Origin of the sequence: Haloferula sp. A504, from assembly GCF_044385805.1 — a bacterium.
GTDB lineage: Bacteria > Verrucomicrobiota > Verrucomicrobiia > Verrucomicrobiales > Akkermansiaceae > Haloferula.
Window position 1 is genome coordinate 1 of record NZ_JBISBU010000007.1, and the last position, 26,400, is coordinate 26,400.

Annotated in this window: 25 protein-coding genes; 11 read left to right on the plus strand and 14 right to left on the minus strand. The window is 65.5% G+C overall.

All coding sequences use genetic code 11. The annotated features are described in order from the left end of the window. Positions 1 to 91: 91 nt before the first annotated feature. The 5 genes from ACG2LG_RS05255 to ACG2LG_RS05275 are packed head-to-tail and all read right to left on the minus strand — an operon-like array spanning position 92 to position 4,971. The gene (locus ACG2LG_RS05255) at positions 92 to 922 is read right to left on the minus strand and encodes an MBL fold metallo-hydrolase (protein ID WP_396256973.1); all 831 of its coding nucleotides are present in this window, start codon (positions 920 to 922) and stop codon (positions 92 to 94) included. 5 nt (positions 923 to 927) lie between these two features. Continuing rightward, a complete protein-coding gene (locus tag ACG2LG_RS05260; RefSeq protein ID WP_396256975.1) occupies positions 928 to 1,956 on the minus strand; it encodes a methionine synthase in 1,029 nt (342 codons plus the stop codon). Continuing rightward, positions 1,953 to 3,341: an FAD-dependent oxidoreductase gene (locus ACG2LG_RS05265; protein WP_396256976.1), complete on the minus strand. Its 1,389-nt coding sequence runs from the start codon at positions 3,339 to 3,341 to the stop codon at positions 1,953 to 1,955. The genes ACG2LG_RS05260 and ACG2LG_RS05265 overlap by 4 nt, the downstream gene beginning before the upstream one ends. 7 nt (positions 3,342 to 3,348) lie before the next feature. Continuing rightward, a complete protein-coding gene (locus tag ACG2LG_RS05270; RefSeq protein WP_396256978.1) occupies positions 3,349 to 4,128 on the minus strand; it encodes a sugar isomerase domain-containing protein in 780 nt (259 codons plus the stop codon). A 39-nt stretch (positions 4,129 to 4,167) separates the two neighbouring features. After that, complete coding sequence (locus tag ACG2LG_RS05275) at positions 4,168 to 4,971, minus strand: SDR family NAD(P)-dependent oxidoreductase (protein ID WP_396256980.1); 804 nt, start codon at positions 4,969 to 4,971, stop codon at positions 4,168 to 4,170. 72 nt (positions 4,972 to 5,043) lie between these two features. On the opposite strand from ACG2LG_RS05275, the gene ACG2LG_RS05280 reads away from it, so the two are divergent. Continuing rightward, complete coding sequence (locus ACG2LG_RS05280) at positions 5,044 to 5,787, plus strand: helix-turn-helix domain-containing protein (protein WP_396256982.1); 744 nt, start codon at positions 5,044 to 5,046, stop codon at positions 5,785 to 5,787. Positions 5,788 to 5,955: 168 nt separating this feature from the next. Continuing rightward, a complete protein-coding gene (locus tag ACG2LG_RS05285; RefSeq protein WP_396256984.1) occupies positions 5,956 to 6,798 on the plus strand; it encodes a sulfite exporter TauE/SafE family protein in 843 nt (280 codons plus the stop codon). A 244-nt stretch (positions 6,799 to 7,042) separates the two neighbouring features. Here the strand turns inward: ACG2LG_RS05285 and ACG2LG_RS05290 are convergent, their stop codons facing one another. Further along, on the minus strand, positions 7,043 to 8,038 hold the full coding sequence (locus tag ACG2LG_RS05290; RefSeq protein WP_396256986.1) for a glycosyltransferase: 996 nt from the start codon (positions 8,036 to 8,038) through the stop codon (positions 7,043 to 7,045). Positions 8,039 to 8,345: 307 nt separating this feature from the next. Here ACG2LG_RS05290 and ACG2LG_RS05295 point away from each other — a divergent pair, with 307 nt between their 5' ends. From ACG2LG_RS05295 to ACG2LG_RS05310, 4 genes are all read left to right on the plus strand, one after another. Then, complete coding sequence (locus tag ACG2LG_RS05295) at positions 8,346 to 8,807, plus strand: hypothetical protein (protein ID WP_396256988.1); 462 nt, start codon at positions 8,346 to 8,348, stop codon at positions 8,805 to 8,807. Between the two features lie 118 nt (positions 8,808 to 8,925). After that, positions 8,926 to 9,939, plus strand: a complete 1,014-nt coding sequence (locus tag ACG2LG_RS05300; protein ID WP_396256989.1) for a peptidylprolyl isomerase — start codon at positions 8,926 to 8,928, stop codon at positions 9,937 to 9,939. Beyond that, positions 9,936 to 10,805, plus strand: coding sequence for a 4-hydroxythreonine-4-phosphate dehydrogenase PdxA (gene pdxA / locus ACG2LG_RS05305; RefSeq protein ID WP_396256991.1), 870 nt, complete (start codon positions 9,936 to 9,938; stop codon positions 10,803 to 10,805). Before ACG2LG_RS05300 ends, pdxA begins: the two co-directional genes overlap by 4 nt. Continuing rightward, the gene (locus ACG2LG_RS05310; RefSeq protein WP_396256993.1) at positions 10,802 to 11,614 is read left to right on the plus strand and encodes an MBL fold metallo-hydrolase; all 813 of its coding nucleotides are present in this window, start codon (positions 10,802 to 10,804) and stop codon (positions 11,612 to 11,614) included. Before pdxA ends, ACG2LG_RS05310 begins: the two co-directional genes overlap by 4 nt. Here ACG2LG_RS05310 and ACG2LG_RS05315 read toward each other — a convergent pair. The 4 genes from ACG2LG_RS05315 to ACG2LG_RS05330 all read right to left on the minus strand — a co-directional run bounded on the left by ACG2LG_RS05315 (position 11,589) and on the right by ACG2LG_RS05330 (position 15,552). After that, the gene (locus ACG2LG_RS05315; protein ID WP_396256994.1) at positions 11,589 to 12,386 is read right to left on the minus strand and encodes an SDR family NAD(P)-dependent oxidoreductase; all 798 of its coding nucleotides are present in this window, start codon (positions 12,384 to 12,386) and stop codon (positions 11,589 to 11,591) included. The two genes, ACG2LG_RS05310 and ACG2LG_RS05315, sit on opposite strands and share 26 nt — an antisense overlap. Positions 12,387 to 12,390: 4 nt before the next feature. Beyond that, on the minus strand, positions 12,391 to 12,801 hold the full coding sequence (locus tag ACG2LG_RS05320; RefSeq protein ID WP_396256996.1) for a DUF6941 family protein: 411 nt from the start codon (positions 12,799 to 12,801) through the stop codon (positions 12,391 to 12,393). Positions 12,802 to 12,908: 107 nt separating this feature from the next. Next, positions 12,909 to 14,900 carry a penicillin-binding transpeptidase domain-containing protein gene (locus ACG2LG_RS05325; RefSeq protein ID WP_396256998.1) on the minus strand — a complete coding sequence of 664 codons (1,992 nt, stop codon included), beginning with the start codon at positions 14,898 to 14,900 and terminating at the stop codon, positions 12,909 to 12,911. A gap of 37 nt (positions 14,901 to 14,937) precedes the next feature. Continuing rightward, on the minus strand, positions 14,938 to 15,552 hold the full coding sequence (locus ACG2LG_RS05330; protein WP_396256999.1) for a hypothetical protein: 615 nt from the start codon (positions 15,550 to 15,552) through the stop codon (positions 14,938 to 14,940). A gap of 82 nt (positions 15,553 to 15,634) precedes the next feature. On the opposite strand from ACG2LG_RS05330, the gene ACG2LG_RS05335 reads away from it, so the two are divergent. From ACG2LG_RS05335 to ACG2LG_RS05350, 4 genes are all read left to right on the plus strand, one after another. Then, the gene (locus tag ACG2LG_RS05335; protein ID WP_396257000.1) at positions 15,635 to 16,891 is read left to right on the plus strand and encodes a M48 family metallopeptidase; all 1,257 of its coding nucleotides are present in this window, start codon (positions 15,635 to 15,637) and stop codon (positions 16,889 to 16,891) included. 124 nt (positions 16,892 to 17,015) lie between these two features. After that, positions 17,016 to 18,008 carry an aldo/keto reductase gene (locus ACG2LG_RS05340; RefSeq protein ID WP_396257001.1) on the plus strand — a complete coding sequence of 331 codons (993 nt, stop codon included), beginning with the start codon at positions 17,016 to 17,018 and terminating at the stop codon, positions 18,006 to 18,008. After that, positions 18,005 to 18,391, plus strand: coding sequence for a DUF3293 domain-containing protein (locus ACG2LG_RS05345; RefSeq protein ID WP_396257002.1), 387 nt, complete (start codon positions 18,005 to 18,007; stop codon positions 18,389 to 18,391). The genes ACG2LG_RS05340 and ACG2LG_RS05345 overlap by 4 nt, the downstream gene beginning before the upstream one ends. A gap of 74 nt (positions 18,392 to 18,465) precedes the next feature. Then, positions 18,466 to 19,560 carry a glycoside hydrolase family 3 N-terminal domain-containing protein gene (locus ACG2LG_RS05350; RefSeq protein WP_396257004.1) on the plus strand — a complete coding sequence of 365 codons (1,095 nt, stop codon included), beginning with the start codon at positions 18,466 to 18,468 and terminating at the stop codon, positions 19,558 to 19,560. Between the two features lie 97 nt (positions 19,561 to 19,657). Here ACG2LG_RS05350 and ACG2LG_RS05355 read toward each other — a convergent pair whose 3' ends face one another. Genes ACG2LG_RS05355 through ACG2LG_RS05370 form a run of 4 tightly spaced genes read right to left on the minus strand, consistent with a single transcriptional unit; the run spans position 19,658 to position 24,728 of the window. Then, positions 19,658 to 21,310, minus strand: a complete 1,653-nt coding sequence (locus tag ACG2LG_RS05355) for an NAD+ synthase (RefSeq protein WP_396257005.1) — start codon at positions 21,308 to 21,310, stop codon at positions 19,658 to 19,660. A 37-nt stretch (positions 21,311 to 21,347) separates the two neighbouring features. Then, positions 21,348 to 21,710, minus strand: a complete 363-nt coding sequence (locus ACG2LG_RS05360; RefSeq protein WP_396257007.1) for a (2Fe-2S) ferredoxin domain-containing protein — start codon at positions 21,708 to 21,710, stop codon at positions 21,348 to 21,350. A 2-nt stretch (positions 21,711 to 21,712) separates the two neighbouring features. Beyond that, a complete protein-coding gene (locus ACG2LG_RS05365; RefSeq protein WP_396257009.1) occupies positions 21,713 to 23,392 on the minus strand; it encodes a glutamine--tRNA ligase/YqeY domain fusion protein in 1,680 nt (559 codons plus the stop codon). Next, entirely contained in the window at positions 23,385 to 24,728 is a 1,344-nt protein-coding gene (locus tag ACG2LG_RS05370) for a dipeptidase (RefSeq protein WP_396257011.1), read from the minus strand. The genes ACG2LG_RS05365 and ACG2LG_RS05370 overlap by 8 nt, the downstream gene beginning before the upstream one ends. Positions 24,729 to 24,848: 120 nt before the next feature. Between ACG2LG_RS05370 and ACG2LG_RS05375 the strand changes: the two genes are divergently transcribed. After that, the gene (locus ACG2LG_RS05375) at positions 24,849 to 26,399 is read left to right on the plus strand and encodes a glycogen synthase (RefSeq protein WP_396257013.1); all 1,551 of its coding nucleotides are present in this window, start codon (positions 24,849 to 24,851) and stop codon (positions 26,397 to 26,399) included. Position 26,400 lies beyond the last annotated feature (1 nt).

Consider the following 26,400-nt stretch of genomic DNA (forward strand, 5'->3'; position numbering starts at 1 on the left):
ATCCGCGCCCCGTCCGGCGGACGAGCGCAGCGAGCTGATTTCAAAATAACTCCCATCATCTCGAAAGGTGACGAACTTGCCGCGCGGGACACTAGATCGTCAATCGCTCCCCGGCGCGAAGCACGCGGCAGGTTTGGCCCAGCTCGCGACAGGTGGTTTCGAACAACTCGGGTGAGGCGGTGTTGAACTCGAACATCTCGTAGTGGCAGGGCACCACCACGCCCGCGCCGAGCCGACGCGCCAGCTCCGCCGCCTCGCGGCCGTCGAGGTTTCCCGAGACGCGTCGCTCGGGCTTGTTGCCATTGATCGGCAGCAGGGCCACGTCGACGGGTGTCCCGATCGCCTCCTCCATGCCCGGATACAGCAGGGTGTCGCCGCTGTGGTAGATGCGTTTTTCCCCGACCGTCACCACGTAGCCGAGATAGAGATGGTTGCCGTTCCCGTCACGGTCCAGTTCGTTGTGGGCTGCGGGCACGGCCTCGATTCGAAGACCTTTCACCTGTTCCATTGCCTCACCGGCGTTCATCGGCAGGAAGTTCCCTCCCCAGTCACCCAGGCGCTCGGCCGCCATCGCCGTGATCGCCCGCGGCAACACCAGCTTCAGGTCGCGATTCACCTCGCGCATCGGCCGCAGCGTGCCGTGATCAAGGTGATCGGTGTGGGCGTGGGTGGAGGTGGCGAAGGACACGAAGTCGAGCTTCGCCGGATCCAGCACCCGCTCGGTCATCCGCACGTGGGGCTTGTCGGTGGCGGCATACTTCTCGGTGAGCGTGTCCGAGAGGTAGGGATCGAAGACGAAATGCGTCGCACCATGCCGGACGAGGAAGCCACTCTGACCCAGCCACCAGATGTGGACTTGATCCGGTGACGCATTGGCGACATCAGCCAGCAGGGCCTCGTCTTGAAGAACGGGTCGAATCATCGATCTCAAAGAGTTCGGAGAACGGCGTGGGTGCCTTCCACCATGTTGACCAGCTTGCGCTTGGCGGCCCAGCGGGCGGTCTGGCTGAGTCCGCAGTCGGGCGCGAACACCAACTTGTCGGCCGGGGCGTGTTCGAGACACAGGCGCACGCGGTCGCTGATGTCTTCGGGCGTTTCGATGTAGTAACTCTTCACATCGACGATGCCGACGGCGACATCCATGCGCTCGGCGATCGGCGCGATCAATTCGATCTCGGCAAACTCGCGGCTGGCCATTTCAACGTGCATCTCGTCGGCCTTGAAGTCGAGGAATGCGGGAATCATCGGGGCAATGCGACGCAACCCGACGGCATGACCCTTGAAGTTGCCGAAGCAGAGGTGGGTGCAGAGGCGGGTCTTTCCGTACACCGACTCGACGGTGCGGTTGAAGATGTCGACGAACTTCGCAGTGTCCTCCTTGTAGGCGTAGCAACTCATCGACGGTTCATCGACGCTGATCTCCTGGCAACCCGCGGCCACCAGGCCTTCGAGTTCCTTGCGCACCAGCGGCAGCAGGGCCTCGGTGATCGCCATGCGGTCCGGATACCGGTCATTGGGAAGAAGCCGGCCGCTGAGTGTGTAGGGGCCGGGCACCGAGGCCTTGAGCGTGACGCCTTCCGGGGCGAGTCGCTTGAGGCGCTCGTATTCCTCCACCGCCCCGAGTCCGTCGGGCGCGGTGAGTTCGCCGGAAATGCGGTGCTTGCCCCGCTGGTCGTGGGCCGGCGGGCCGTGCAGGCGCGGGCTCTTCGACTCGAGTTCGATGCCGGTCAGGTAGCCGTAGAACGAGAGGTTGAAATCGAAGCGGGTCTGCTCGCCATCGGTCACCACGTCGAGCCCGGCGGTGAGTTGGTCGTGAAGCGCGGTGACGACGGCATCGTCCTGCATTTCCTCGATCTCGGACGAGCCGAACTGATCAAGGTGGGCCGAAGCGAACTCGAGCCAGGACGGGAAGGGATAACTTCCGATGACGGAAGTGCGGAGCGGATTGTCTTTCATGGGATGGTTGGGGTGGATTGGTTGCCGGCCCATCCGTCGGGGCGGATGTCGGCCACGGATTCGGGCATTTCGAGAACGGCACCCTGGCGGCGGAGCAGGTCCTGCAGCCGGGGCATGGAAAGATCGGGAAGAGCGACGTCGTCCTCAAGCGAGAGCGCGGCGGCCGCCCCGCAGGCGTGCCCCATGGCCATCGTCTGCGCCATCGATCGGCAGGAGGCATGGGCATCGTGGGTGGCGCTGAAACAACGCCCGGCGACCAGCGTGCGGGCATTTTCCTTCGGCAGGAAGCAGCGGTAAGGCACCTCGTAAACCCCGTTGTCCGGGATGTAAGCCCAGTGAGTCTCCTCCCCTCCCCCTTCGGATCGGCGGTGATCCTCAATGGGGGCACCGCAGACAAGCACCTTGTCGTCGAACGTGGCGCGACCCAGGCAGTCCCCGCGGGTCAGACGGTAGCGACCTTCGAGGCGCCGGCTTTCGCGCACCCCGATGCTCGACGACAGCCCGATGATCCGCGACTCGGCAAAGCCCACGACCCGGTCGCGCAGGAAAGCTTCGTAGATGAAGGCCTGCCGTCGACCTTCCTGCTCCGCGGCGGTGAGGTCCTCCGGATCGGTTGCACAAAACCCGGCCACGCGCACCGCCACCGTCGAAATGCAGCCGGGCACGTTCATGCGGTGCACGCTGCCTTCCTTTCGCGGCAAGGGATGCACCCCCTCGTCCACCGCCCGGGCCATTTCCTTCATCAGCATCTGCTTCCCGCCGGCCTGCCGGTAGGCCTCGAGATCGACATTCGCCATGCGGAAGGTCGTGGTCATCGTCTGCGCCGGTTCCTTCTCACCCGCCGTCTCGCAGGCGATGCCGGAGCGATGACAGAAATCCGCGTCGCCGGTGGCATCGATGAACACCCGGGCCCGGATCCGGGAAAAGCCGGCCTTGCTCCAGACGACCACGGCCTCGGGCGAGTCGGCCGAGCCTTCGACATCGACCAGATGGGTGTGGAGCAGGGTGCGCACGCCCGCTTCGTTGAGAAGTTCGTCCCACACCAGCTTCAAGCGCTCCGGGTTGTAGTTCACGCCGGTGCCGGCCCCGTAGGTGTTCGGCCGGAGGAAAATCGCGCCCACCGCATCGAGTGCGTCGACCACCCGGTCGCCGATGCCGCCCGCGACCTTTCGCGGTTCATCGCCGGGCGTGAAGAAGCCGTAGAAGGTGTCGAGCGCCTGGGTCGAAATCCCGCCCGGAAAGCCCGCGCGCTCGACCAGGGTGACCGAAGCCGCTCCCGACATCCTCGCCGCCAGCGCCGCACTGCAACCCGCCGAGCCACCTCCGAGAACCAGCACGTCGGTCTCGTGATGCAGCGGGATGCGGTCGTGGTCGAGGATGTCCATCGATCCATCAGGAACCCAGATTCTCGTAGTACTTCGCGATGCGGTGGGCGTGTTCGTCGTAGGCGGCCTCGAACAGCTCGACAGCCCGATCGGCACCGACGATTGCTCCGGCACTCAGGACCTTCGGCGGCTGTCCGGCGTCGGTGAGGCGCTTGGCCACTTCGGCCTTCACCGAATTGACGATCAGGCACCCGCCGACGGTCGACCCGGGGGCCACCGGCGTGTCGAGACCCTCGATGGTCACCATCGCATCGCCGACCGGCGCCCCGGTATCGAGCACGATGTCGGCGAAATCCTGCAACTTGCGTCCATCCCCGCGCTTGCTGGTGCTCGCCTCGGCATGCTGCCGGCTGATCAGGGCCACCACCTTCACGCCGCGCTTCTGGAAGATTTCGGCCATTTCGATGGGCACTACATTGCAGCCGCTCGACGAGACCACGAGGGCCGAGTCGCCTTCGCCGAGGTCGAAGTTGCGCAGGATGCGGTCGGCCAGGCCCGGAACATTTTCGAGGAACATCGCCTGGCGTTGCCCGTTGGCACCAACGACCAGGTTGTGGAAGGAAAGCGACAGCTCGACGATCGGGTTGAAGCCGGGGAACGAGCCATAACGCGGCCACATTTCCTCGGTCATGATGCGGCTGTGGCCCGAACCGAAGAGATGGACCATGCGACCGCCGAGGATGGTCCGGCTGAACAGATCGGCCGTCTCCTCGATGAGCGACTGCTGCGATTCGACCGCATCGATGAGCGCGCGGCATTTTTCGAGATACTGGAGCGAAGGAGTCATGAATGTTGTTGATTACCAATGAGCAAGCGGACCGACCACTCAGATCTGGCCTTCCGAAACCGTCCATCCTCCGTCCACGGCGATGACCTGGGCGGTCACGAAGCGGCTGCGCCGGGAAAGGAGATAGACCGCCAGGTCGTCGAGGTCCTCCGGACGGCCGATCCGGCCTCCGTCGAGCGGCTGCTTGGTCTTGATGAAGGACTGGATGACCTCGTCGCCGGCCGCGCGCTTCGCCATGGGGGTCTCGACCAGCGCCGGGGCGATGACGTTCACGCGGATGTCATCGGCCGCGTAGCGCGCCGCGACCGACTTGCTGAAGCCGACGATCGCCGACTTCGCCGCCGCGTAGACGTGAGTGGTGAAATACTTCGGCGAGGGCGACCAGCCGAGCACCGAGCCCATGTTCAGCACGCTGCCGGGGGTCCCCTGGTCGAGAAACTGCGAAACCGCGGCGCGGTTGCTGCGGATGAGGGACTTCAGGTTCAGGTCGAGCGTGGCGTCGATGCCTTCGTCGGTCACCTCGTGCAAGGGGCCGTCGCCAAAGGAGCGACCGCTGCCGCCGGCCACGTGGTAGAGGCCGCCAAGCGACCCGAATTTCTCCACGCAACGGGCGATCGCCTCGAGCGAGGTCTCGGAGGACACGGCATCGCCCGCAAACCCGGCCGCCCGACCGGGGGCCAACTCGTCCAACCCGGCGACGGCCTTCTGAACGTTCTCCGGGTTCCTGCCGACGACCACCACCCCTGCGCCCTCGCGGACACAGGCGCGGGCGGCCGAAAGACCGAGCCCGGTGGTTCCACCGATGATCACCACCCCTTGCCCCGTCAAAATGCCGGATTCCATGACCCCCGGAGCATCCACCATCCGCCACGCCCCGTCTTGTAAGCCTTGCGCTTTCGTGTGTAAAAATTCGGCATGCCCGATTCCTTCGATGCCGAAACCCAACTCCAAAAGGTCGATTGGCGGGAGGTGGTTCACCAGCTCGGATCGCTGCTCGAGAAGGATGCGTTCTTCATCAAGGACACCCGGGGCCGCTTCATCCTGCAGAACCGACGGGCGTATGAATACTGCAACGCCCGCAGCGAGGACGAGACCCTGGGCAAGCGCGACGCCGACTTCTTTTCCCGGGAAAGGGCGGCCATCTACGAAGAGGGCGACCAGCAGGTCATCCGCAGCGGGAAACCCATCCTCAACGAGATCGCCCCGGCACCGGAGGAGGCGGGCTCGCACAACCTCGTGCTCTACAGCAAGTTCCCGGTGCGGGATGCCGGCGGCCGGGTCATCGGCGTGGCCGGCATTCACCGGCTCGTGGAGGAATCCGCTACCGGCCCGACCCATCTCGGCCCCCTTTTCCCGGCCGTCCGACGCATGCATACCGCCTTTGCCGAGGACCTCCGCATCGTCGATCTGGCGCGCCGCACCGGTCTGTCCCACAGCCAGTTCTCACGGCGCTTCAAGAGCGTCCTCGGGGTCCCTCCCAAGGACTACCTGCTCCGGGTCCGGGTTCGCCACGCCCGCCGCCTGCTGGAAACCACCGACCGCACCGTCTCCGACGTCGCGCTTGCCAGCGGCTTCTACGACCACAGCCACTTCTCTCATGCCTTCCGGCGGCTCACCGGCGTCGGCCCGGCGGCCTATCGGGAGGCCCACCGGGGCTGAAGGCCGGCACCAGCCTCAACCCACCAAGATCCTATCCAAGAGGGAGAAGCAATTTGATGGTGGAATGCCGATCCGGGTGGATCGTGGGCTTGCACAGGCCGGGTGGTGGACGCTATTTTCCATGTGGGTGATCTGGTTCGGTGGATCACTGTTCAACCCCCCGACGCCATGCAGATCAGCTATCTGCGCAAGAGTTCCGCCTGGATTCTGGTGGTTCTCGCAACGGCGTTGATGCTGGGGTCGAAGAACGGACTCGGGGCGGAGGAAGCGCTGATGATCTTCGCGCTGTGCTTCGCCTGTGAATTGGTCGATAGCGGGCTCGGCATGGGCTACGGGACGATCCTCACGCCGACCCTGCTGCTGCTCGGCTTCCGTCCGCACGAGATCGTGCCGACGATCCTTTTTTCCGAGCTGTTGAGCGGCCTCACCGCGAGTTTCTTCCACCACCAGGCCCGCAATGTCGACCTGCGGCCGTCGGGTGCCGATCTCAAGCCAGCGTTGCTCCTCGCCGGTGGCAGCGTGGCCGGGGTCGCTGTCGGGGTTGCCCTCGCCGTCAACCTCAGCAGTGAGTGGCTGAGCCTCGTGATCGGGCTCATCATCCTGTCCTCGGGCCTTTGCGTGATCCTCCTCTCGAAGCGCGTTGTCGCGTTCCGGACTTGGAAGATTCTCGCACTCGCCGGCGTCGCTTCGTTCAACAAGGCGCTGAGCGGCGGAGGCTACGGGCCGCTGGTCACCAGCGGGCAGATCCTGACCGGCATCCGCGGGCAGGCGGCCGTCGGCATCACCTCCTTCGCCGAGGCGTTCACCTGTCTGGTCGCCGTTGCCCTTTTCATGGTGCAAGGGGACTACCTCAATCTGCCACTGCTCATCCCGATGTGTGCCGGAGCACTGGTGTCGGTTCCCTTCTCGGTGTTCGCGATCAGCAAGACCCGGGAGCATCACCTCAAGGTCGTCATCGGCGTTGTGACGGTCCTGATGGGCGGGCTTACCATCTACAAGGCGCTCCATTGAGCAGCCCGGGGGCGGCCGGAGTTCAGGCGACTCACTCATACCAATGAACGGAATAAGCTGGTAGAATGGCCGGAGCGATTTTGCGCAAGGTCAAGGCGAGAGGAGGGCGCGGTGCGGGCACCGCAACCGACGAACAACGCCGAGATTGCGCAAAAGCGCCCGGACCACTCCCCCCATCGCGAAGCGACTGATTCTCAGACCTTTCCAAATTCTCCATTCTACCAGGGTATTCCGTGAGTTGGTATCAGCACACGCTCCAGAAGTCCACGCCCTCCTCGCGCCCGGCGCTGGCGGCGACCCTTCCCACCTGCTCGCGGCCACCCGGGATGCCGACCGCCCCCAGCAGCACGCTGTCCCGCCAGTGGGTTGCGATCTCTTCCGATCCGACGACCGGGACTCCGTGGATGGTCTCGCCGATCCGGCGCGGGTTCACCTCGAAAAAACCATGCAAGGCGACCCCCTCGTCGATCAACCCGCGGGCAAGCCGTTTCCCGATCGGCCCCGCGCCGGCGATCGACACCCCGCGTGCCGCCAGTCCGGGCAGGCGCGCCAGATGATGACAGCGCATCGCCATCCGCGCCTCGTCGCCGTAGCGGGCATCATTCCGGGTGAGGCGCTCCGGACCGTCCCTCCAATCCAGCAGCACCTCGGGCACCCGGGTGAAGCGGCATCCCTGCGCCAGCATTCTCAGCCACAGGTCGTGATCTTCGGCCCACGGGACCTCGCGCCAGCCGCCGGCGCGATCCAATGACTCGGCCCGGATCAGCATGCTGGGATGAATCAGCGGACTTTCGATGAACCGGGCGCGGGAGATCTCGTCGGCATCGGAAAGTGAGTTCACCCACTCGACGTAGCGCTTCATCCCTTCACCCCATGGATTGAGAAGCCGCACCCGGCAGGCCACGCCCTCCGGTCGATCCGGTTGCATGGCGCGCTCCAGTTGCCTTGCGAGGCGGTCCGGATGAGCCAGGTCGTCGGCATCCATCCGGGCGATCCACGCCGATTTCACGAGTTTCCGACCGGTTTCCAGCGCTCCCACGATGCCCCCGGGACCCCGATTTTGCTCCAAACGCAGGCGTCGATCCTGAAATCCGCGCACCCGCTCCGTCGATCCGTCGCTTGATCCATCATCCACCGCGAGGACCTCGAAATCGACGCCGCGCTGAGCGAGCAGGCTGTCGATCGCCCCGACGATGGTCTCCGCGGCGTTCCGGAAGGGCAGCAGGACCGAAATCATCATCCTTCGCCCAAACCTCGGGCCCGTGCTCCCGATTCGTCGAATCCGATCAACATCGGGCGACAGCACACCTCGCAATCGTAATCCACCTCACACGGCACCTCTCCGGGGGGAGGCTCGGCGACTTCGAACCACTCGAAGCAGGTCGGGCACTGAACGGGGTGGCTTTCCATGAAATGGAGGCTAAACGGCGGTCTTCTCCCGCGCCAGCGACAAGGCCGGGTTTGACCTTGCCCTGAATCCGGGTTTAGCTTGGCACGAACGTCGCTTGTCAGCGACTTGCATCGCAGATCCCAACAACACTATTGCCATGAAAATTCGCCACTACGCATTGCTTGCCAGCCTGCCTCTCTTCATCGCCTCCTGCGGAAAGACCGAAACCACCGAAGTGAAGATCGAAGAAGCCGCCGAAGAGGCTGCCGCCGCTGCTGAAGAAGCCGCTGAAGCTGCCGAGGAAGCCGCCGCCGCTGCATCCGAAGGCACCGCCGCCGCTGCTGAAGAGGCCACCGAAGCCGCCGAGGAAGCGGCCGAAGAAGCCACCGAAGCGGCTGAAGAAGCGGTCGAAGCCACCGAAACCGCCGTCGAGGAAGCCGGCGCGGCCGCCGAAGAAGCGGCCGAAGAGGCCACCGAAGCCACGGAGGGCGCCGTCGAAGAAGCGGTTGAAGACGCCGGCTCGGCGGTTGAGGAAGCCACCGAGGAGGCAACCGGCGCCGCTGAAGCGGCCGCGGGTGCCGTGCTCGGCGGAGCCGCCGAAGAGCCGACCGAACCTTGATCCGATCCGATTGATTCTCCCGCCCCCGGCTCCGACGAGGAGACCGGGGGTTTTTCGTTGGCGACTCGCCGCTTGCAATCATGCCGTTCCCAAAGGACGATCCTTCGCAGTCGAATCGATGAAGTACTTCAAGTTCCTTCCCATCCTGTTCATCGGAGCACTCGCCGCTGATGCCCAGCAACGCCCGAACAGCGGCGGGCTGGTCGAGGTCAACCGCATCGCCGCCACCGTCAACGCCCGCCCGATCACCGCCCAGGAGGTCGGGGTCACGCTGGGGCCGGAAGTGGCCCGCCTGATGGCTGAGTTTCCCCGTCGCGGACCTGAATTCGAGCGGCAGTTGCGCGAGTCGCGCGACCGGATCGTGCAGGAACTGGTCGATCGCGAGCTCATCATGAGCGAGTTCCGGAAGCGGGAAAAGAAAGGTGCCCGCCTCGACGACCGACTGGTCGACCGCGAGATCGATCGCCAGGTTCAGGAACTCTACAACGGCGACGTGTCGAAGCTGCGCGAGGAACTTGAGAAATCGCGGATGGGCATGGCCCGCTACCGGGAGATGACGCGCGAGAAGATGATCGTTCAGGCGATGCGGCAGGAGAAATTCAAGGATGCGCCGCCTCCGCTGCCCGGGGAAATCCAGTCCGAATACAACGAGGCCAAGGACGCGCTCCGTGACACCAGCAAGGACCGGCTCGACTATCGCAAGATCTTCATTCCCCGGATGGACGCCACCAACCCCCTCGCCACTCCGGAAACGCAGCTTGCGCTGGCGGAGGAACTCGCCAAGGGCCTCCGGGAGGGCGCTGATTTCGCCGAGTTGGCCAAGCAACACTCGGCCGATGCCTTTGCCGACAATGGCGGGCTCCAGGAGGATGTCGCCCGCCCGGATCTGTCGCCCGAGTTCGCCGCAATTCTCTTCGACTCGGAAACCGGGAAGATCATCGGCCCCCTCGAGGACCCGGCTGGCTTCACCATCGCCCGGGTCGAATCCATCGAGAAAGGCCCGGCACCCCCCCTCTCCGAGGTGCGCGATCTGATTGAGCAGCGGGTCCGGGTGAAAAAGACCTCGAAGCGCTACGAGGAATGGATCCAAGGCCTCCGAAAGAAGGCTCTGATCGACATCAAGATCAAGTGAGCCGACCCCGGGTTGCCGTCACGCTGGGCGATCCCGCCGGCATCGGTCCCGAAGTGATCGCCGCCGCGCTCGAAAGCGGCGCGCTTCCCGGCGACGTGGATTTCATCGTGCTCGGCGACCCCTCCTGCGGCGTGCCCGGCAAGCCCGATGAAGCTTCCGCCAGGGAGTCGCTGCGGGCGCTCGAGGACGCCGCACAAAAACTGAAGAGCGGCGAGGTGGCCGCAGTCGTGACCGGTCCGGCCTCGAAAAGCGCCCTCGAACGCGTTGGTTTCTCCTTCCCCGGGCAGACCGAGTTCTTCGCCGCCGCACTCGGCTGCGACCGCTACGCGATGTGCCTGAGCGGTGACCGGCTCACGGTGGGCCTTGCCACCATCCACGTGCCCCTGAGCTCGGTGCCGGGGTCGCTGACCCCTCAGGGCATCGTCGAGAGCGGGAGCCTGCTGGCGGAGTTCGTGCGGCGGCGCACGGGCAGGCGACCCCGCATCGCGGTCGCCGGCCTCAACCCCCACGCCGGCGAAGACGGGCGTTTCGGGCAGGAGGAGTCATTGGTCATCGCGCCGGCCATCGCGCAGCTTCAGTCGCTCGACATCGCGGACTTCACGGGCCCTGCGGTTCCGGATGCCGTGTTTCGCGAGGCGGTCGGCGGGCGGTTCGACGCGGTACTCGCGATGTACCACGACCAGGGACTGATCCCCCTCAAGTTGCTCGATTTCGACACCGCCGTGAATGTCACCCTCGGCCTTTCCAGGCCGCGAACCAGTCCGGACCACGGGACCGCCTACGACATCGCCGGCAAGGGAATCGCCCGCCACCAGTCGATGCTCCGCGCGATGCAACTCGCCGCCGAACTCGCCTTGAACGAATGAACGAACTCTACAACACGGCCGCGGAAGTCGTCGCCAAGGCTCTCCGGGGGCTGGGCTTGAGTCCGGCAACCGTGGCCGGCGAGGCTGGCGTGGAGCTCGAAGCGATGGGTGCCTTTCTCCAAGGACGCGCCGAGCCCGGCACCGCCCGCCCTCTCGCCCTCCCGCTCGGTCTTGATCCGGATGCGCTCGCCTCCTTCAACGATCCGCCGGCTCCGATCGAGCTGCCCGCCGACATCCGGCGAATCGAACTCCCCTTCGAGGATGAAACGGTCAACGCCTGGTCCATCGATGGCGGTTCCTCGCTGCTCGTCATCGATGCCGGGTTCGGCCCGGAGGACCTCGCCCGCCGGCTGCCGAAAGACCGGACGGTGGATTTGCTGATCACCCACCCGCATCGCGATCACCTCGGGGGTCTCGAAGCGGTCCGGGGCCTGCATCGTTTGCGGGCTCCGGTCGATCTCCGGGAGGCGGTGGTCGTCCAGCCCGGAGATGAGTTCGAAGCCGCCGGGCGGAGGATCTCCGTCATGGATCTCGCCGGACACCATCCCCAGGCGGTCGGCTACCGGATCGGCGGCTTCGACCATCCCGTGGTGGCGGTGGGCGACGCGGTCTTCGCCCGTTCGATCGGGGGCTGTCCCGGACCGGATGCCTATCGCCGGGCCCGCGCCACGATCGTCGGCACCCTCGCGGATCTTCCGGATGAAACGATCCTGCTCACCGGCCACGGGCCGGCGACCACCCTTGGCCGCGAACGCATGGAGAATCCTTTCCTCGCCGTGTGGCTCAGCGGCGGGGACGCCGGCCCATGAGGCCGCGGATCGCCACCATCGGCAGCAGTGAAAGAAGCACCGCCGCACCGGCAATTTTCCAGCCGGGAAAAACGCGGGCCTGATTCCGTCGAAGCCCGGCAAGGCCATCCGAGACGACCCGGGCACAGTCGACGTAAAATGCTTCGTTGAGCGGTCCCCCTGCGCCGTCCTCACGGCGGGCGACGTCCCCGAACTCGGTATGCACCGGCCCGGGGCAGAGCGCCGTGACCTGAATCCCGTGCTCCGCCACCTCGAGACGCAATGCCTCGGAGAAGCTGGTCACGTAGGCCTTGGTCGCCGCATAGACCGCGAAATCCGGAATCGGCAGCAAGGAGGCCAGCGAGCTGACATTCAACACGGCACCGCCCCCGGCCTGGATCATCGCCGGCAGCACGGCATGGGTCAGCCAGGTGAGCGACTCGACATTCAGCCGGATCATCGCCTCCAGCTTCGGCCAGTCGGCGGTGGCCACCTCGCCATAGTCCCCCATGCCGGCATTGTTCACCAGCAGGTCGGGAATCAGGCGCTCCTTGGCAAGCCACGCGACCAGGCGGTTGCGATCGCCGGAGTCGATGAGATCGGCGGCAAAGGTGCTGACTTCCAAACCCGGATGATCCGCGGCCAATGCCGCCGCCATTTTCTCGAGGCGTCCCGCCCTCCGGGCCACCAGCACGAGCCGCCCGCAGTCCGGCGCAAGCTGGCACGCGAATTCGGCGCCAATCCCCGAGGAAGCCCCGGTGATCAGCGCGCAGCGGTGAAGAATGGCCGACACCTTCTCAGCTCTTCTGCTCGACGTGAACGATGCGCAGGGGCAGGCGCATCACGAGCTCCCCGTCGTAGCCGATGTCGATCGAGTAGATCCCGGCCTCGGTGAACCGCAGCCCCTGCAGGTTCATGATCAGGTTGCGGGTCAGGAACGGCGCATCATTGGGAAGCTGGACATCGAATTCCGGCTCGATGGGCATGTTCTTCGGGTCAAGCGGCTCGCCATCCTCGTTGATGATGTTCACCGACAGCTTGTGGCGGCCGGAGTCCTCCTGGGTGAAGCAAAGGCGCAGGGCAAGGGCGCACATCGGGTGAACCACCGGGAGAGAGCGAGCGCCGAGGGTGTCGAAGGTGCCGGTCAGCACCAGCTTGCCGTTGTAGTCGGCGGCGTGGTCACAAAGGGATGCAATCTGGATGTCCATGGGTCGAAGAGTCGTGTTGGTGTCGGAAGGTCCGGGCGGAAAATGCCTCGGGTGCGGGCTTTGTTTGGGCCTTCAGCGGCGGAAGGTCCAGCGTTGAAACCCCCGAATCAGGGTTGCCCCTCAAAGCCCTCCAACTCCGAGGGGTCCACGGGTAGCGCACGAGGCGCCGGATCCACGTCGGGATCGAACTGCTCAAGCTCGAGGGGGTCGACCGGAATCGCCCGCATCACCCCCTCGGTGGATGCTTCCTCTTCCTCGACTTCGGCGACCACCAGCACCGCCTTCGGCGCCGGCGCGATCATCTCCTTGATCTCACTCTTGAAGCTGTTGAAGAAGGCCGGAACCATCGCCCCGGCATTGCGTCCACCGCTCACACGCTGACCGGGCCGGCCTTCATAGAGCGCGGCAAACGCGAGGCGCGGCTCGTCGGCCGGCAGGAATCCCGCAAACCACGCCACACCCTGCCGCTTGCTTTCCGGACCCCACTGACCGGTGCCCGTCTTGCCGCAGACCTGGGTCCAACTCAGCCCGGCACTTCTTCCGGTGCCCCCGTCCACGACCTGCCGCATGCCTTCGCGGACGGTTGCGACGGCCTCGGCGTCGAGCCCCAGCCAGTTCCGCCGCTCCGGCTGGGCGGTGCGGATGACCTGCCCGTAGGAATCCTGAACCTGCATCATCAGGTGCAACTTCGGAAGCGCGCCCCCATTGGCAATGCCGGCCATGGCCTGGGCCACCTGCAGCGGGGTGGCGAGCACCGCGCCCTGGCCGATCGACCAGTTGGCCGCATCGCCCTCGGTGATCGGGCGACCGTAGCGCTTGCGCACCCAGGCGGCGGTCGGCACCAGCCCGGGCTCCTCGCCGATGAGCGGCAGGCCGGTGCTGGTGCCCATGCCCAGCCGCCGTGCCAGCCCGAGGAACGACCCCGAGCCGACCTTGTTGCCGACCTGGGCGAACCACGGGTTGTTCGACCATTTGATGGCGGGAATGACCGAGAGCGAACCGTAGGCCGACTTCGACCAGTTCCACAACTTGTGGTTGCCGTACTGGACGTAGGCCGGGCAGTTGATCGTCGTGTATTCCTCGATCGTGTGGTCGTTGAGCGCCGCCAGCGCGACGATGGGCTTGAAGCTCGACGCCGGCGGGTAGATTCCCTGGAAGGCCCGCGCGTAGAGAGGCTTGTCCTCATCTTCCCGCAGCTCGGCATACTCGGTCTGGCTGATGCCCGGAATCCACAGGTTCAGGTCGAAGCTCGGCTTCGAGGCCAGCACCAGCACCTCGCCGGTGGCCACGTCGATCACCACGAAAGCCCCGCGATTGGAGTAATCATCCAGCACCTTCTCCGCACGCTTCTGCCAGCGCATGTTGAGCGTCGTCACGACCGCCCCCCCGGCCCTCGGCTGCCCCTTCTGTTCGCGGAGCAGTTCCTGGCCCTGCTCGTTGAAGAGCAGGTGCAGCGTGGCCGGCGTCCCCCGCAGCTCCTCGTCGTAGATCTTCTCGAAGCCGGCGCGGCCTTCGCTCATTTCCCACAGGGGCTCATCGGGAAAGATCGGTCCGGTCGGGAGTTTCCCGGCAATGCCGGTGTAGCCGATGATGTGGGCCGCCAGCGACTTCTCGGGGTAGTAGCGCTCATAGACCGCCCGCAACTCCAGCCCCCGCGTCAGCTTCGACCGGATCGCATCCGCCTCCTCCGCAGTCATCGGCTCGGTGATGTAATACGGCAGCCAGCGACGATGCCGGTAGTGGTCGAAAAGCGTGTCGTCATCCGGCTCGCGGACGCCTTCATGAAGCAACTTCGCCATCTCGATCCGCTCACGCCCCCAGGCGACCACCGACTCGCGGTCCTCGACCTCGAACTGCTCGAACTGGAGAACCAGTTGGTAGGCCACCCGGTTCTGGGCGAAGGGCTGGCCCTCGCGGTCGATGATCGGCCCCCTCGGCGCGGGGATCTTGAGCGTGATCGTCCGGGCGTTCTTGCGGCCGAAGATCGAAGCATCGTCCGCCGAGGCCGTGCCGCCATCGCCTTCGGCCGCGACCGGCACACCCTGGGCGCCGGCCATGCAAATGACCGCAGCGGAAGCGAGGAAGATCTGCCGAAGCATGGGAAAACCTAGTGCGTCCCGGGGCGGGCGGCAACGCTCAATCCCACATCGGATCCTCCCAATCCGCCGGGTCGGTGCCGATGCTTTCGGCGATCTCCACGGGCAGGAAGACCACCTCGCTCGCATCCTCCTCGGTCGCCTGCATCCGGAATCTCAGCATCTTCCGCGCGCGCCCGCCCGGGCCGGCCACCGAGGCATCGACCCAGACCTCCAGCCCGCCGTCCTCCTCGGGCTTGACCTTGAGCAATCCGGGAATCGGATAGCGGGCCCGGACCACCCCGGGCTTGTCCTTCAGCGGACGGAATTCGGCGACGGCACCCAGTTCACCGGCGGGAAACCACTCGTCGCGACCCGTCTTCAGCGTCCGGGTCCGGATGCGATGGACGGTGAATGATTCGTGCCTGCCCGCCTCGCCCAGGGCCTCGACCCGCCACTTGAACGGCCCGTCGAGGGTCGCCATGCCGCCACCGACCACCATGGCACTGACCATGAACGAACCCGGTCGCGATCCCTCGGGGCGAAAGGCCACGCGGACCTCGGCACCGCCCAGCTCGCTGCCGCGGGCCGGACCGGCGTAGGTGTGCTTGGTCGCCTTGAGGCCGATGCACGACACCAGCGTCAGGGTCGGAGCGATGAGGAGCAGCCATTTCATCCACCCAGCATCCCGTCACCCGACGCGCTTGGCCAGCCCGCACTTGCCCTGCCGCGCGCCGGGTGCATTCTCACGGCGAACCATGGAACCCAACGCCCTTGGCCTCATCATCCTCATCGCGCTCTTCGCGCTGTGGAATCTCGACTTCGTCGCCACCATTCTCAACCTCCGCTCGCTCAGCTCGGAGCCGCCGGAGGAACTCGCCGACGTTTTCGACGCGGAAAAATACGCCAAGTCGCAGGACTACACGCGCACCAACGCCCGCTTCGGGGTCATCGAGTCCGTCGTTTCCCTGTTCACCCTGCTGGCCTTCTGGTTCGCCGGAGGCTTCGGCTGGATCGATGACCTCACCCGCTCGGCTCTCGGCAACGGCCTGCCGGCCGGCCTCGCCTTCCTGAGCATCATTTTCCTCGGCCACTACCTGATCCACCTGCCGCTCTCGATCTACGCCACCTTCGTCATCGAGGAACGCTTCGGCTTCAACCGCACCACCCCGAAGACCTTCATCATCGATCAGATCAAGAACCTCGTCCTTTCCGCCCTGCTGGGACTGCCGCTGGCCGCCGGGGTCATCTGGATCTTCGGCAACGTCGAAATGGCGTGGCTGTGGGCGTGGATCCTCTTCACCGTCGTCCAGATCGTCCTCATGTGGCTGGCACCGACCCTCATCCTCCCCCTCTTCAACAAGTTCGAGCCGATGCCCGAGGGGCCGCTGCGCTCGTCCATCGAGGCCATGGCCGCCAAGTGCGGCTTCCCCATCGGCGAAATCTCGGTGATGGATGGCTCCAAGCGCTCGACCAAGGCCAACGCCTATTTCACCGGCTTCGGCAAGACCAAGCGCATCGCCCTCTACGACACGCTGGTCGAGGAGCAGACCGATGACGAGCTGGTGGCCGTCCTCGCCCACGAGATCGGTCATTTCAAGTGCCGCCACATCGTCCAGCGCCTCGCCGTCTCGATTGTCCAGAGCGCGGTCCTCTTCTTCCTCCTCGGTCTGGCGGTCGATCGCGACGGGGCCTTCGCCCGCGAGCTCTTCGACGCCTTCGGCGTGGGCAAGATCACTCCGGCGGTCGGGCTGGTCCTGTTCGGCATTCTCTTCACCCCCGCCAGCCGCCTCCTCGGAGTCCTTTCCAACGCCTGGTCCCGCAAGCACGAGTTCGAAGCCGACGCCTTCGCCTCCGACGCCGTCGGTGGCCCCGGCCCCCTCATCAGCGCGCTCAAGAAACTCTCCGCCAAGAACCTCTCCAACCTCACGCCGCACCGCCTGCGGGTCGTCCTCGACTATTCCCATCCCCCGCTCCCGGAAAGGCTGCGAGCGCTGGCCGCCCTCCGGGCCTGAGGCCCGAAGACAGAAGACTGGAAGACCGAAGGCCGAAGACCTAGACTGCGGCGCTTCAGCGCCGCTTTCCCCAAGGGGCTTCAGCACCGCCTCCAGTCTCCCATCTCCCATCTCCCATCTCCCCATGCACTCCGCCGATCCCGACCGCTACCTCGACCGCATGCCCTACCGCCGCTGCGGCCACTCCGGCCTGCTGCTTCCCGAGATCTCCCTCGGCTGCTGGCACAACTTCGGCCACGTCGATGACCAGCACGAGGCCCGCGCCATCCTGCGCCGCGCCTTCGACCGTGGGCTGACCCACTTCGACCTCGCCAACAACTACGGCCCGCCGCCCGGCAGCGCCGAGGAAAACGTCGGCCGCTTCCTCGCCGAGGACTTCGCCGCCCACCGCGACGAACTCGTGATCTCGTCGAAGGCCGGCCACCTGATGTGGCAGGGACCCTATGGCGAGTTCGGCTCGCGCAAGCACCTGCTCTCCTCACTCGACCAGTCGCTCAAGCGCCTGCGCCTCGACTACGTCGACATCTTCTACTCGCACTGCCCCGACCCGAAGACGCCGATCGAGGAAACCATGGGCGCCCTCGCCACCGCCGTGCAGCAGGGCAAGGCCCTCTACGTCGGACTGTCGAAATACCCGCTCAAGCGACTCAAGAAGGCCGTCAGGATCCTCGCCGACCTCGGCACCCCCTGCCTGATCTATCAGCCGCCCTATTCCATCCTTCAGCGCTGGCCCGAGTCGAAGGGCATCCACGAGTGGCTCGACGAAAAGGGGATCGGCTCCATCGTCTTCAGCCCGCTCGCCCAGGGCATGCTCACCGGCAAGTATCTCGACGGCATCCCGTCGGAGTCCCGCGCGGGACGTCCCGAGGGGTTCCTCCAGACCGAGCAGGTGGAGCAGCAGCTCGACCGCATCCGCCAACTCGGTGCCGTGGCCGACGAGGCCGGCATGCCGCTCCAGCACCTCGCCCTGCGCTGGGCCCTCCAGCAGAAGGGCGTCACCTCGGCATTGATCGGTGCCCGCACCGTCGCCCAGCTCGACGACTGCCTCGACGCGCTCGACCGACCGGCACTGACGGAGGACCTGCTCAAGCGCATCGACGAAATCGCCCCGGCGTGAGCTTCCCCGCCAGCTACTACGAAACCCGTTTCACTCTGGTCGGCGCACCCGATCCGCTACCACCGCGGTTCGCCATCATCACCGCCCACAACCCGATGGACCGCCCTTGGTCGCCGCGGATGAACGCCACCGCCGACCAGCGTCTGCGGCGTCTCCTGGAGCGCAAGCTCCTCCCCCATTTCCGCGCCACCGGACACGCGCCGGACCACTCCCACGCCGAGCCCGGCTGGGCCATCGTCACGGACCTTGGCACCGCCCTCGCGATTGCGCGGCGCTTCAAGCAACGCGCCCTGTGGTGGATCGAGGACAACGAGCTGCATCTTATCGCCTCGGCACGCCAGCGTCGCGAAATACCCGGTACCTTTACTGAGAGGATCGCCTGATCCGGACCGCACGGAGATCTCCTCCTTGGCACTTGGAACTTCTCACTTGGAACTTCGAGGCGCAGCCTCGCGCCGTGAGCCAGCCCAACCAACTTCTCCTCATCGGCATCCCCGGCACCGAACTGGATCCCGCCACCGCCACGCGACTGAAAAAACTGCAGCCCGGCGGCTACATCCTCTTCGGCCGCAACATCGAGTCCGCGGTGCAACTGCGGAAGCTCGTCGACGACCTGCGCGACTTGTCGCCGGTCGAACCGGTCGTGACCATCGACCAGGAGGGAGGGCGCGTCTCCCGCCTGCGACTCATCGGCCACGAACCCCCCAGCGCCCAACAGCTGCGTGACCGCGACGAGCCCGAACTCATCCGCCGCCACGGCAATCTCACCGGCCGACTGCTCAGGCTCTTCGGCTTCAACCTCGACCTCTGCCCGGTGCTCGACATTTCCTTCGACGACGAGGCCGACAACTCGCTCAAGGGACGTTGCTGGGGAAGCTCGGTCGGAGAAACGATCGACAAGGCCGAGCTTTTCCGCGCCGCCATGGCGGAACACGGCATCCTTTCCTGCGGCAAGCACTTCCCCGGCTACACCTTCGCCGGCCTCGACCCCCACCACGACCTCCCGCGCATCGACCGCTCCCGCGCCGAGCTCGACGCCACCGAGCTCGCCGTCTTCCGGCACTTCGCCGACAAGGTCGACAGCATGATGATCGGACACGCCCACTACCCCTGCTTCGACGCGGAGAAGAACCCCGCGTCGCTCTCCACCGCCGTCATCCGCGACTGCCTCCGCGGCGATCTCGGATTCGGGGGGCTGGTGATGACCGACGACCTCGACATGGGCGCCATCCTCAACACCTTCTCTTGGGAGGAAACGATCCGCCGCGCCGTTCGCGCCGGCAACGACTTCGTCATGATCTGCCACCGCCTCGAGGCCGCCGAGGACGCGCTGAGAACCCTCGAGTCCACCAGGGCCGCGGAACTGGATCCGGCCTTGGAGAACCTCGACCGCTTCAAGCAACGACTCGCCCCGCCGGACGACTTCACCCTTGCGGCGCACCAGGCCCTCGACCTGGAAGTCCGCCAGCTCCGCATCGACACCCTCGGCGAGGCCGCCGCCGACGAGCAAAGCCCCGAGAACGCCGCCCGCTCGCCCGTCGAGGACTACTGAGCCGGCGAGTATCGATTAGACCTCCTGAAGGAGGAACTACGTACGCCACTGGCGCGCTTGTTCTGTTCGTAGTTCCCCCTTCAGGGGGTCCCACGTCTCACCCTGTAAACCGCTGCACGATCGGCATCCGCCGTCCCATCCCGAAGGCCTTCGAGGTCACCCGGATCCCCGGGGCCGCCTGCTGGCGCTTCCATTCGTTCAAGTCCACGCGGCGCTGCACCCAGCGCACCAGGTCCTCCTCGTACCCGAGATCCACGATCTCATCGGTCGAAAGGTGACGTTCAACGTAGGCTTCCAGGATTTCATCCAGAACATCATACTCCGGCAAACTATCCTGGTCCTTCTGGTCCGGCCGCAACTCGGCGCTCGGGGGCTTTTCGATCGTGTTCCACGGAATGACCTCCCGCTCCCGGTTGAGCCAGCGGCAGAGGTCGTAAACCCGGGTCTTGGGCAGGTCCGAAATCACCGCCAAACCTCCACACATGTCGCCGTAGATCGTGCAGTAGCCGACCGCCAGTTCGCTCTTGTTGCCGGTCGTCAGCAGCAGGTGGTTGAACTTGTTGGAGAGGGACATCAGCAGCAACCCGCGGATCCGGGCCTGCATGTTTTCCTCGGTCACATCCTCGGCCTCGCCGACGAAAAGCGGGGCCATCGTGCGCTTCACCTCTTCGAAGATGTCGGAAATCCGCACCTCGTCGCAGCGGATCCCGAGGTTCTCCGCCAGCGCGAAGGAATCGGCGACGCTGCCGCCCGACGAGTAAGGGCTCGGCATCGTCAGCCCGTGGACTTTGTCCGCACCCAGCGCCTCGGCCGCCACCGCCGCCGTCAGCGCCGAGTCGATGCCGCCACTGAGTCCCAGGCACACCGTCTCGAAGCCGGTCTTCTGCACATAGTCCCGCAGCCCCAGCACCAGCGCCCGCCACAGCTGCTCGCAGGGTGGCTGCGGCATCCTGACCCGCGACCGCGGGACCGTCTCTGCGGCATCCTGCCGCAGGTCCACAACCTCACACGCCTCCTCAAAACCCGGCAGCTTCGCCACCACCTCACCGCTCGGCCCGACGACCACCGAGTGCCCGTCGAACACCAACTGGTCCTGGGCCGCGATCGCATTGCAGTAGACCAGCGGCAGCGCGGCCTTGCGTGCCACCGATGCCAGCATCTCCTCCCGCTGCTCCGGCTTCCCCAGATGAAAGGGTGAGGCGGAGAGGTTGACGATCATCTCCGCCCCGGCTTCCTTCAGCTCCCGCACCGGATCCCGACGGTAGAAAGGCCGGTCGAGATAATCGTCGGTCCAGATGTCCTCGCAGATCGTGACGCCGATCTTGCGGCCGCGCCACTCGACGGGCTCACACGCTGCGGCCGGCTCGAAATAGCGACGCTCGTCGAACACATCGTAGGTCGGCAGCAGCGTCTTCCACCGCTTCGCCCGCACCTCGCCCCTCTCCAACCACGCCGCCGCGTTGCGGAAAGGCTTCCCGGGTTGATCCGACTCATGGTGATCGACGTAGCCGACGAGAAAGGGCACCTCCCCGATCTCAGTGGCCAGGTAGTCGAGCGCCTGCAGGCACTTCGGCACGAACTGGCTCTTGAAGACGAGATCGCGCGGCGGATAACCGACCAGGCCCATCTCCGGGCTCACCACCAGTTCCGCCCCTTTCTCGAGGCACTCCCGGTAGGCCTGGAGCAGGCGCTTGGCGTTCCCGGGGAAATCCCCGACCACCGCATTGATCTGCGCGATTCCGATCTTCATCAAGTCGCCGGACTTCTATCCACGCCGGGCGGGGCCGTCACTCGCGATTTCCACCGTCGAGGATCAGATCCCTTACCGGGCGGCCCTGAACCAGATGCTCGTCGATGATCCGATCCAGCGCCTCGGGCGTGCACGAGTGGTACCAGACACCCTCGGGATAAACCACCGCCACCGGGCCCGCGATGCACACCCGCAGGCAGTCGGCCTTGGTGCGGAGGATTCTCGGAGCGCCGAGTCCCAGCGAGCCGAGCCGACGCTTGAGATGATCCCACGACCGGACTCCGTCCACCGGATTGCAGCACTTCGGCTTCGAAGGGTCCGCACACAGGAAGATGTGCCGCTCGCCCTCGCCGACGCCCGCCGCACGGGCAGCCGCCTGCAATTCTTCGTCGCGAACCATGCCTACTTCTTCTTCGCCCACGAATCTCGCAGCCCGACGGTGCGGTTGAATACCGGCCGTTCGCCGGGCACGTGATCCCGGCGGTCGGCGACGAAATAGCCGAGCCGCTCGAACTGGCAGCGCCACTCCGGCTCGACCCCGGCCAGCGAGGGCTCGACCCGCGCCATGACGGTCTGCTTCGATTCCGGATTGAGCACCGAAACAAAGCCGCCTTCGGCCCCATCGGGATCTTCCTCGGTGAACAGCCGGTCATAAAGCCGGACTTCCGCCTCGGCGCCGAACTCCGCAGAAACCCAGTGGATCGCCGCCTTGCACTGCACCCCCTCGGGCGCGTCCCTGCCCACCGTGTCCGGAAGATACTCGCAGCGGATCTCGGTGATCTCGCCGTCCTCGCCCTTCTCGAAGCCGACACACTTGATGATGTAGCCGCCGCGCAGCCGCACGTGGCGGTCGGGACCGAGACGGAAGAATTTCCTCGGCGGATCCTCCATGAAATCGTCACGCTCGATCCACAGCTCGCGGCCCAGCTTCACCTTGCGGCTGCCTTCCTCCGGCTTCTCCGGGTTGTTGACCACGTCCACTTCCTCGCTACGACCTTCCTCGTAGTTCTCCAGCACGACCTTCACCGGATCCAGCACCGCCATCCGGCGCTGCGCCTCCCGGTTGAGGAAATCGCGGATTTCGAACTCGAGCAGCGCGACATCGGTCGTCCCGTTGAACTTGGTGATCCCGATCCGCTCGCAGAATTTCACAATCGCCTCTGGCGGCACGCCGCGCCGCCGCAGGCCGCTGAGCGTCGGCATCCGCGGGTCGTCCCAGCCTTCGACGTGTCCTTCCTTCACCAGGGTCAGCAGCTTGCGCTTGCTCATCACCGTATAGGTCAGGTTCAGCCGCGCGAACTCGATCTGGCGCGGCCGTGCCGGCACCGGACAATGCTCGATCACCCAGTCGTAGAACGGCCGGTGGATCTCGAACTCGAGCGTGCACAGCGAATGCGTGATGTGCTCATGCGCGTCCTCGAGCGGATGCGCGAAGTCATACATCGGATAGATGCACCAGGCGTCGCCGGTGTTGTGGTGCGGCGAGTGGATCACCCGGTAGATCACCGGGTCGCGCATGACCATGTTCGACGAGGCCATGTCGATCTTCGCCCGCAGCACCGCCTCGCCTTCCTTGAAATCACCCGCCCGCATTTGGGCGAAGAGGTCGAGACTCTCCGCCACCGGACGATCCCGGTAAGGCGAGGGCGTGCCGGGCGTCTGGAGGTTGCCGCGGGTTTCCTTGATCTGCTCGGGGGTCTGCTCGTCGACGTAGGCCAGCCCTTTTTCGATCAGCGCCACCGCGCAGTCGTGGAAGAACTCGAAATAGTCGCTGGCATAATAGAGGTGCCCGCCCCAGTCGAAGCCGAGCCACGCGACGTCCTCCTTGATGCTTTCGACGTACTCGACCTCTTCCTTCTCGGGATTGGTGTCGTCGAAGCGCAGGTGGCAGCGTGCGCCGCTGCCGGCGTTCTCGCGGGCGATGCCGAAGTTCAGGCAGATCGCCTTGGCGTGACCGATGTGCAGGTAGCCGTTCGGCTCCGGCGGGAAGCGCGTGATCGTGGTCGCATGTTTTCCGCTTTCGAGATCCTCCGCAATGATCTCGCGGATGAAGTCGTTTTTTGATTTCGTGGTGTCAGACATCGCGGGTCTTGGAAAGGGCTTCGAGCAACGCCCGGTTCAGGCGGATTCCGGCTTCGAAGTTCTCGACCGGAAAGTTCTCGTTGGGTGAATGGATCTGCGCGTCGGACAAAGCAAGACCAAGAAGGAGGGTGTCGGCTCCAAGAATCTCCCGGAAGTCCTGCACGATGGGAATGCTGCCACCCCCGCGGATCATCACGGGTTCCGCCGAGAACGCGTTCCGGAGCGCCTCCTGCGCGGCCTTGCCGAAGCGGCTGTTGGGGTCGGTCAGGTACGGCTTCCCGTCGTGGCCGGGCACCACCTCGACGGTGACCCCCGCCGGACAGTGAGCCTCGAGGTGGCCCTTGACCTTGGCCATGATGTCCTTCGGGTCCTGATCGGGGACGAGCCGGAACGAGAGCTTCACCATCGCCTCCGCCGGAATCACCGTCTTCGAGCCCTCGCCCTGGTAGCCGCCCCCGACCCCGTTGACCTCCGCCGTCGGCCGGGCCCAGGTCTGTTCGGCCGGGCTGAACCCCTTCTCGCCGAAGAGCGAGGGAGAGCCGGTGACTTTCAGAAAATCCCCGTCCGAGACCCCGGGAACCTTCGCCCACATCTCGCGCTCCCACGCTTCAAGCTCGCGGACATCGTCGTAGAACCCCTCGACCTGAATGCGCCCGTCGGCATCGTGCAGGCTGGCGATCAACCGGCCCACCGCCGTCGCCGGATTCGCCACCGCACCCCCGAAAAGCCCCGAGTGCAGGTCCCTTTCCGGGCCCCGCAGGATGACCTCACAGCAGGCGATGCCCCGCAGGCCGTAGTCCATCGTCGGCACCCCGGGCGCCACCATGCCGGTGTCCGAGACGGCAATCACGTCGCAGGCCAGTTCTTCGCGGTGATCCCTGAGGAACGGTGCCAGGTTGGGGCTGCCGATCTCCTCCTCGCCCTCGAACAGGAAGGTCAGGTTCACGGGAAGGTCGCCACTTTCCCGGAGGGTCTTCCCCGCCCCGATCAGGTGGGCCAGCATCTGACCCTTGTTGTCGGCACATCCCCGCGCCCAGATCCGGCCATCGCGGATCTCCGGCTCGAAAGGAGCGCTCTCCCAAAGGTCCAACGGATCGACCGGCTGCACGTCATAGTGGCCGTAGATCAGGACATTCAGGCGGCCCTCGCGATGCACGTTTCGGGCAAGCACCACCGGATGGCCGGGGGTATCGTGCAGGGATGCCTCGAAGCCGAAGTCCTCGGCCGTCCGCACAAGCCACCGGGCACAGGCCCGGACGTCGGCGGAATGACGCGAATCGGTCGAGATGCTCGGAAAGCGCAAGAAGCCGAAAAGTTGCTCCAGGTCGGAAGTCATGGGCCATCCATGCCGCCCGCCCCGCAGCCCCGCAAGAGCAAACGGGAGCGGGAAATTCCTCGGCTGGGCTCGCTTTGACCTTTGCCTGTATTTCGCACCCACGTATCTTCGCGCCGCTTCATGGTCAAAGCTCCGACATCCCCCTCCCCGAATGAGCGTCCGCGAATCCTCGTCGTCACTCCGGAGATCACCTACCTGCCACCCGGCATGGGCAACCTCGCCCAGCGGATGTCGGCCAAGGCCGGCGGCATGGCGGACGTGTCCGCATCCCTGGTCAAGGCCCTCTACGACCAGGGGGCCGACGTCCATGTGGCGCTGCCGAACTACCGCCGGATGTTCCACCTCGACGTCGCCCAGGTCCACGACCTCGAGTACAGCAAGGTCAGCCGGGCGCTCCCGGAGCAACGCATCCACCTCGCCGAAGACCGGGTGTTCTACCACCGCTCACGGGTTTACAGCGCCTCGGAGAACCACCTGGTGGCCCTCGCCTTCCAGCGCGAGGTCATCAACCACATCCTTCCCCAGGTGCGTCCCCATCTGGTGCACTGCAACGACTGGATGACCGGCCTGATCCCCCCGGTCGCCAAGCGTTTCGGCATCAAGTCGCTCTTCACCCTCCACAACATCCACACCGAAAGGACGACGATGGAGGAGATCGAGGACCGCGGCATCGACGCCGCGGACTTCTGGAAGCACCTCTACTTCGAGCGCCCTCCCTACAACTACGAGGAAAGCCGTAGTCACAACGCCGTCGACCTGCTTACCAGCGGCATCTTCGCCGCCGACCACGTCAACACCGTCAGCCCGAAGTTTCTCAGCGAGGTCGTCGATGGATTGCATTCGCACATTCCGGCGCACATCCAGCACGAACTCCGAGCCAAGTGCCACGCCGGCTGCGCGACGGGAATCCTCAACGCGCCCGACCCAACCTTCAATCCGGTCCGCGACGAATACATCGAGGACCATTTTTCGGTGGATACCGTGATGGCCGGAAAGCGGGCCAACAAGATGCGCCTGCAACACGAACTGGGCCTGAAGCACGCCCCCGATTCGCCGCTGCTGTTCTGGCCGTCCCGACTCGACCCGGTCCAGAAGGGCTGCCAACTCGTCACCGACATCCTTCACGAAGTCATCGAGGCCTACGACCACGACCTGCTGCAGATCGCGGTGATCGCCAGCGGGGCTCACCAGCGCTATTTCCACGAGATCGTCGAGATGTACGGCTTGCATGATCGCGTCGCCGTGCGCGACTTCGACGAGGGCCTTTCCCACCTCGGTTACGCGGCGGCGGACTTCGTGCTCATGCCCTCCTCCTTCGAGCCCTGCGGGCTGCCGCAGATGATCGCCCCGAAATACGGCGCGCTCACCATCGCCCACAACACCGGCGGGCTCCACGACACCGTCGAACCGCTCGACCTCGAGCGAGCCCGCGGCAACGGCTTCCGTTTCGATGTCTTCGACTCCGGCGGCCTGCGCTGGGCCATCGATCAGGCGATGAATTTCCACCGCCGCCCCGTGATCGAGAAGGAGGAGCACATTCAGCGGATCATGCGCGAGGCCAAGGGCCGCTTCAACCACAACGCGACCGCCGCCGAATACATCCGGACCTACGAGAAGATCCTCGGTCACGATATCGTCGGCCATCCAATCGTCGACTCCGAAGACGAGTAGG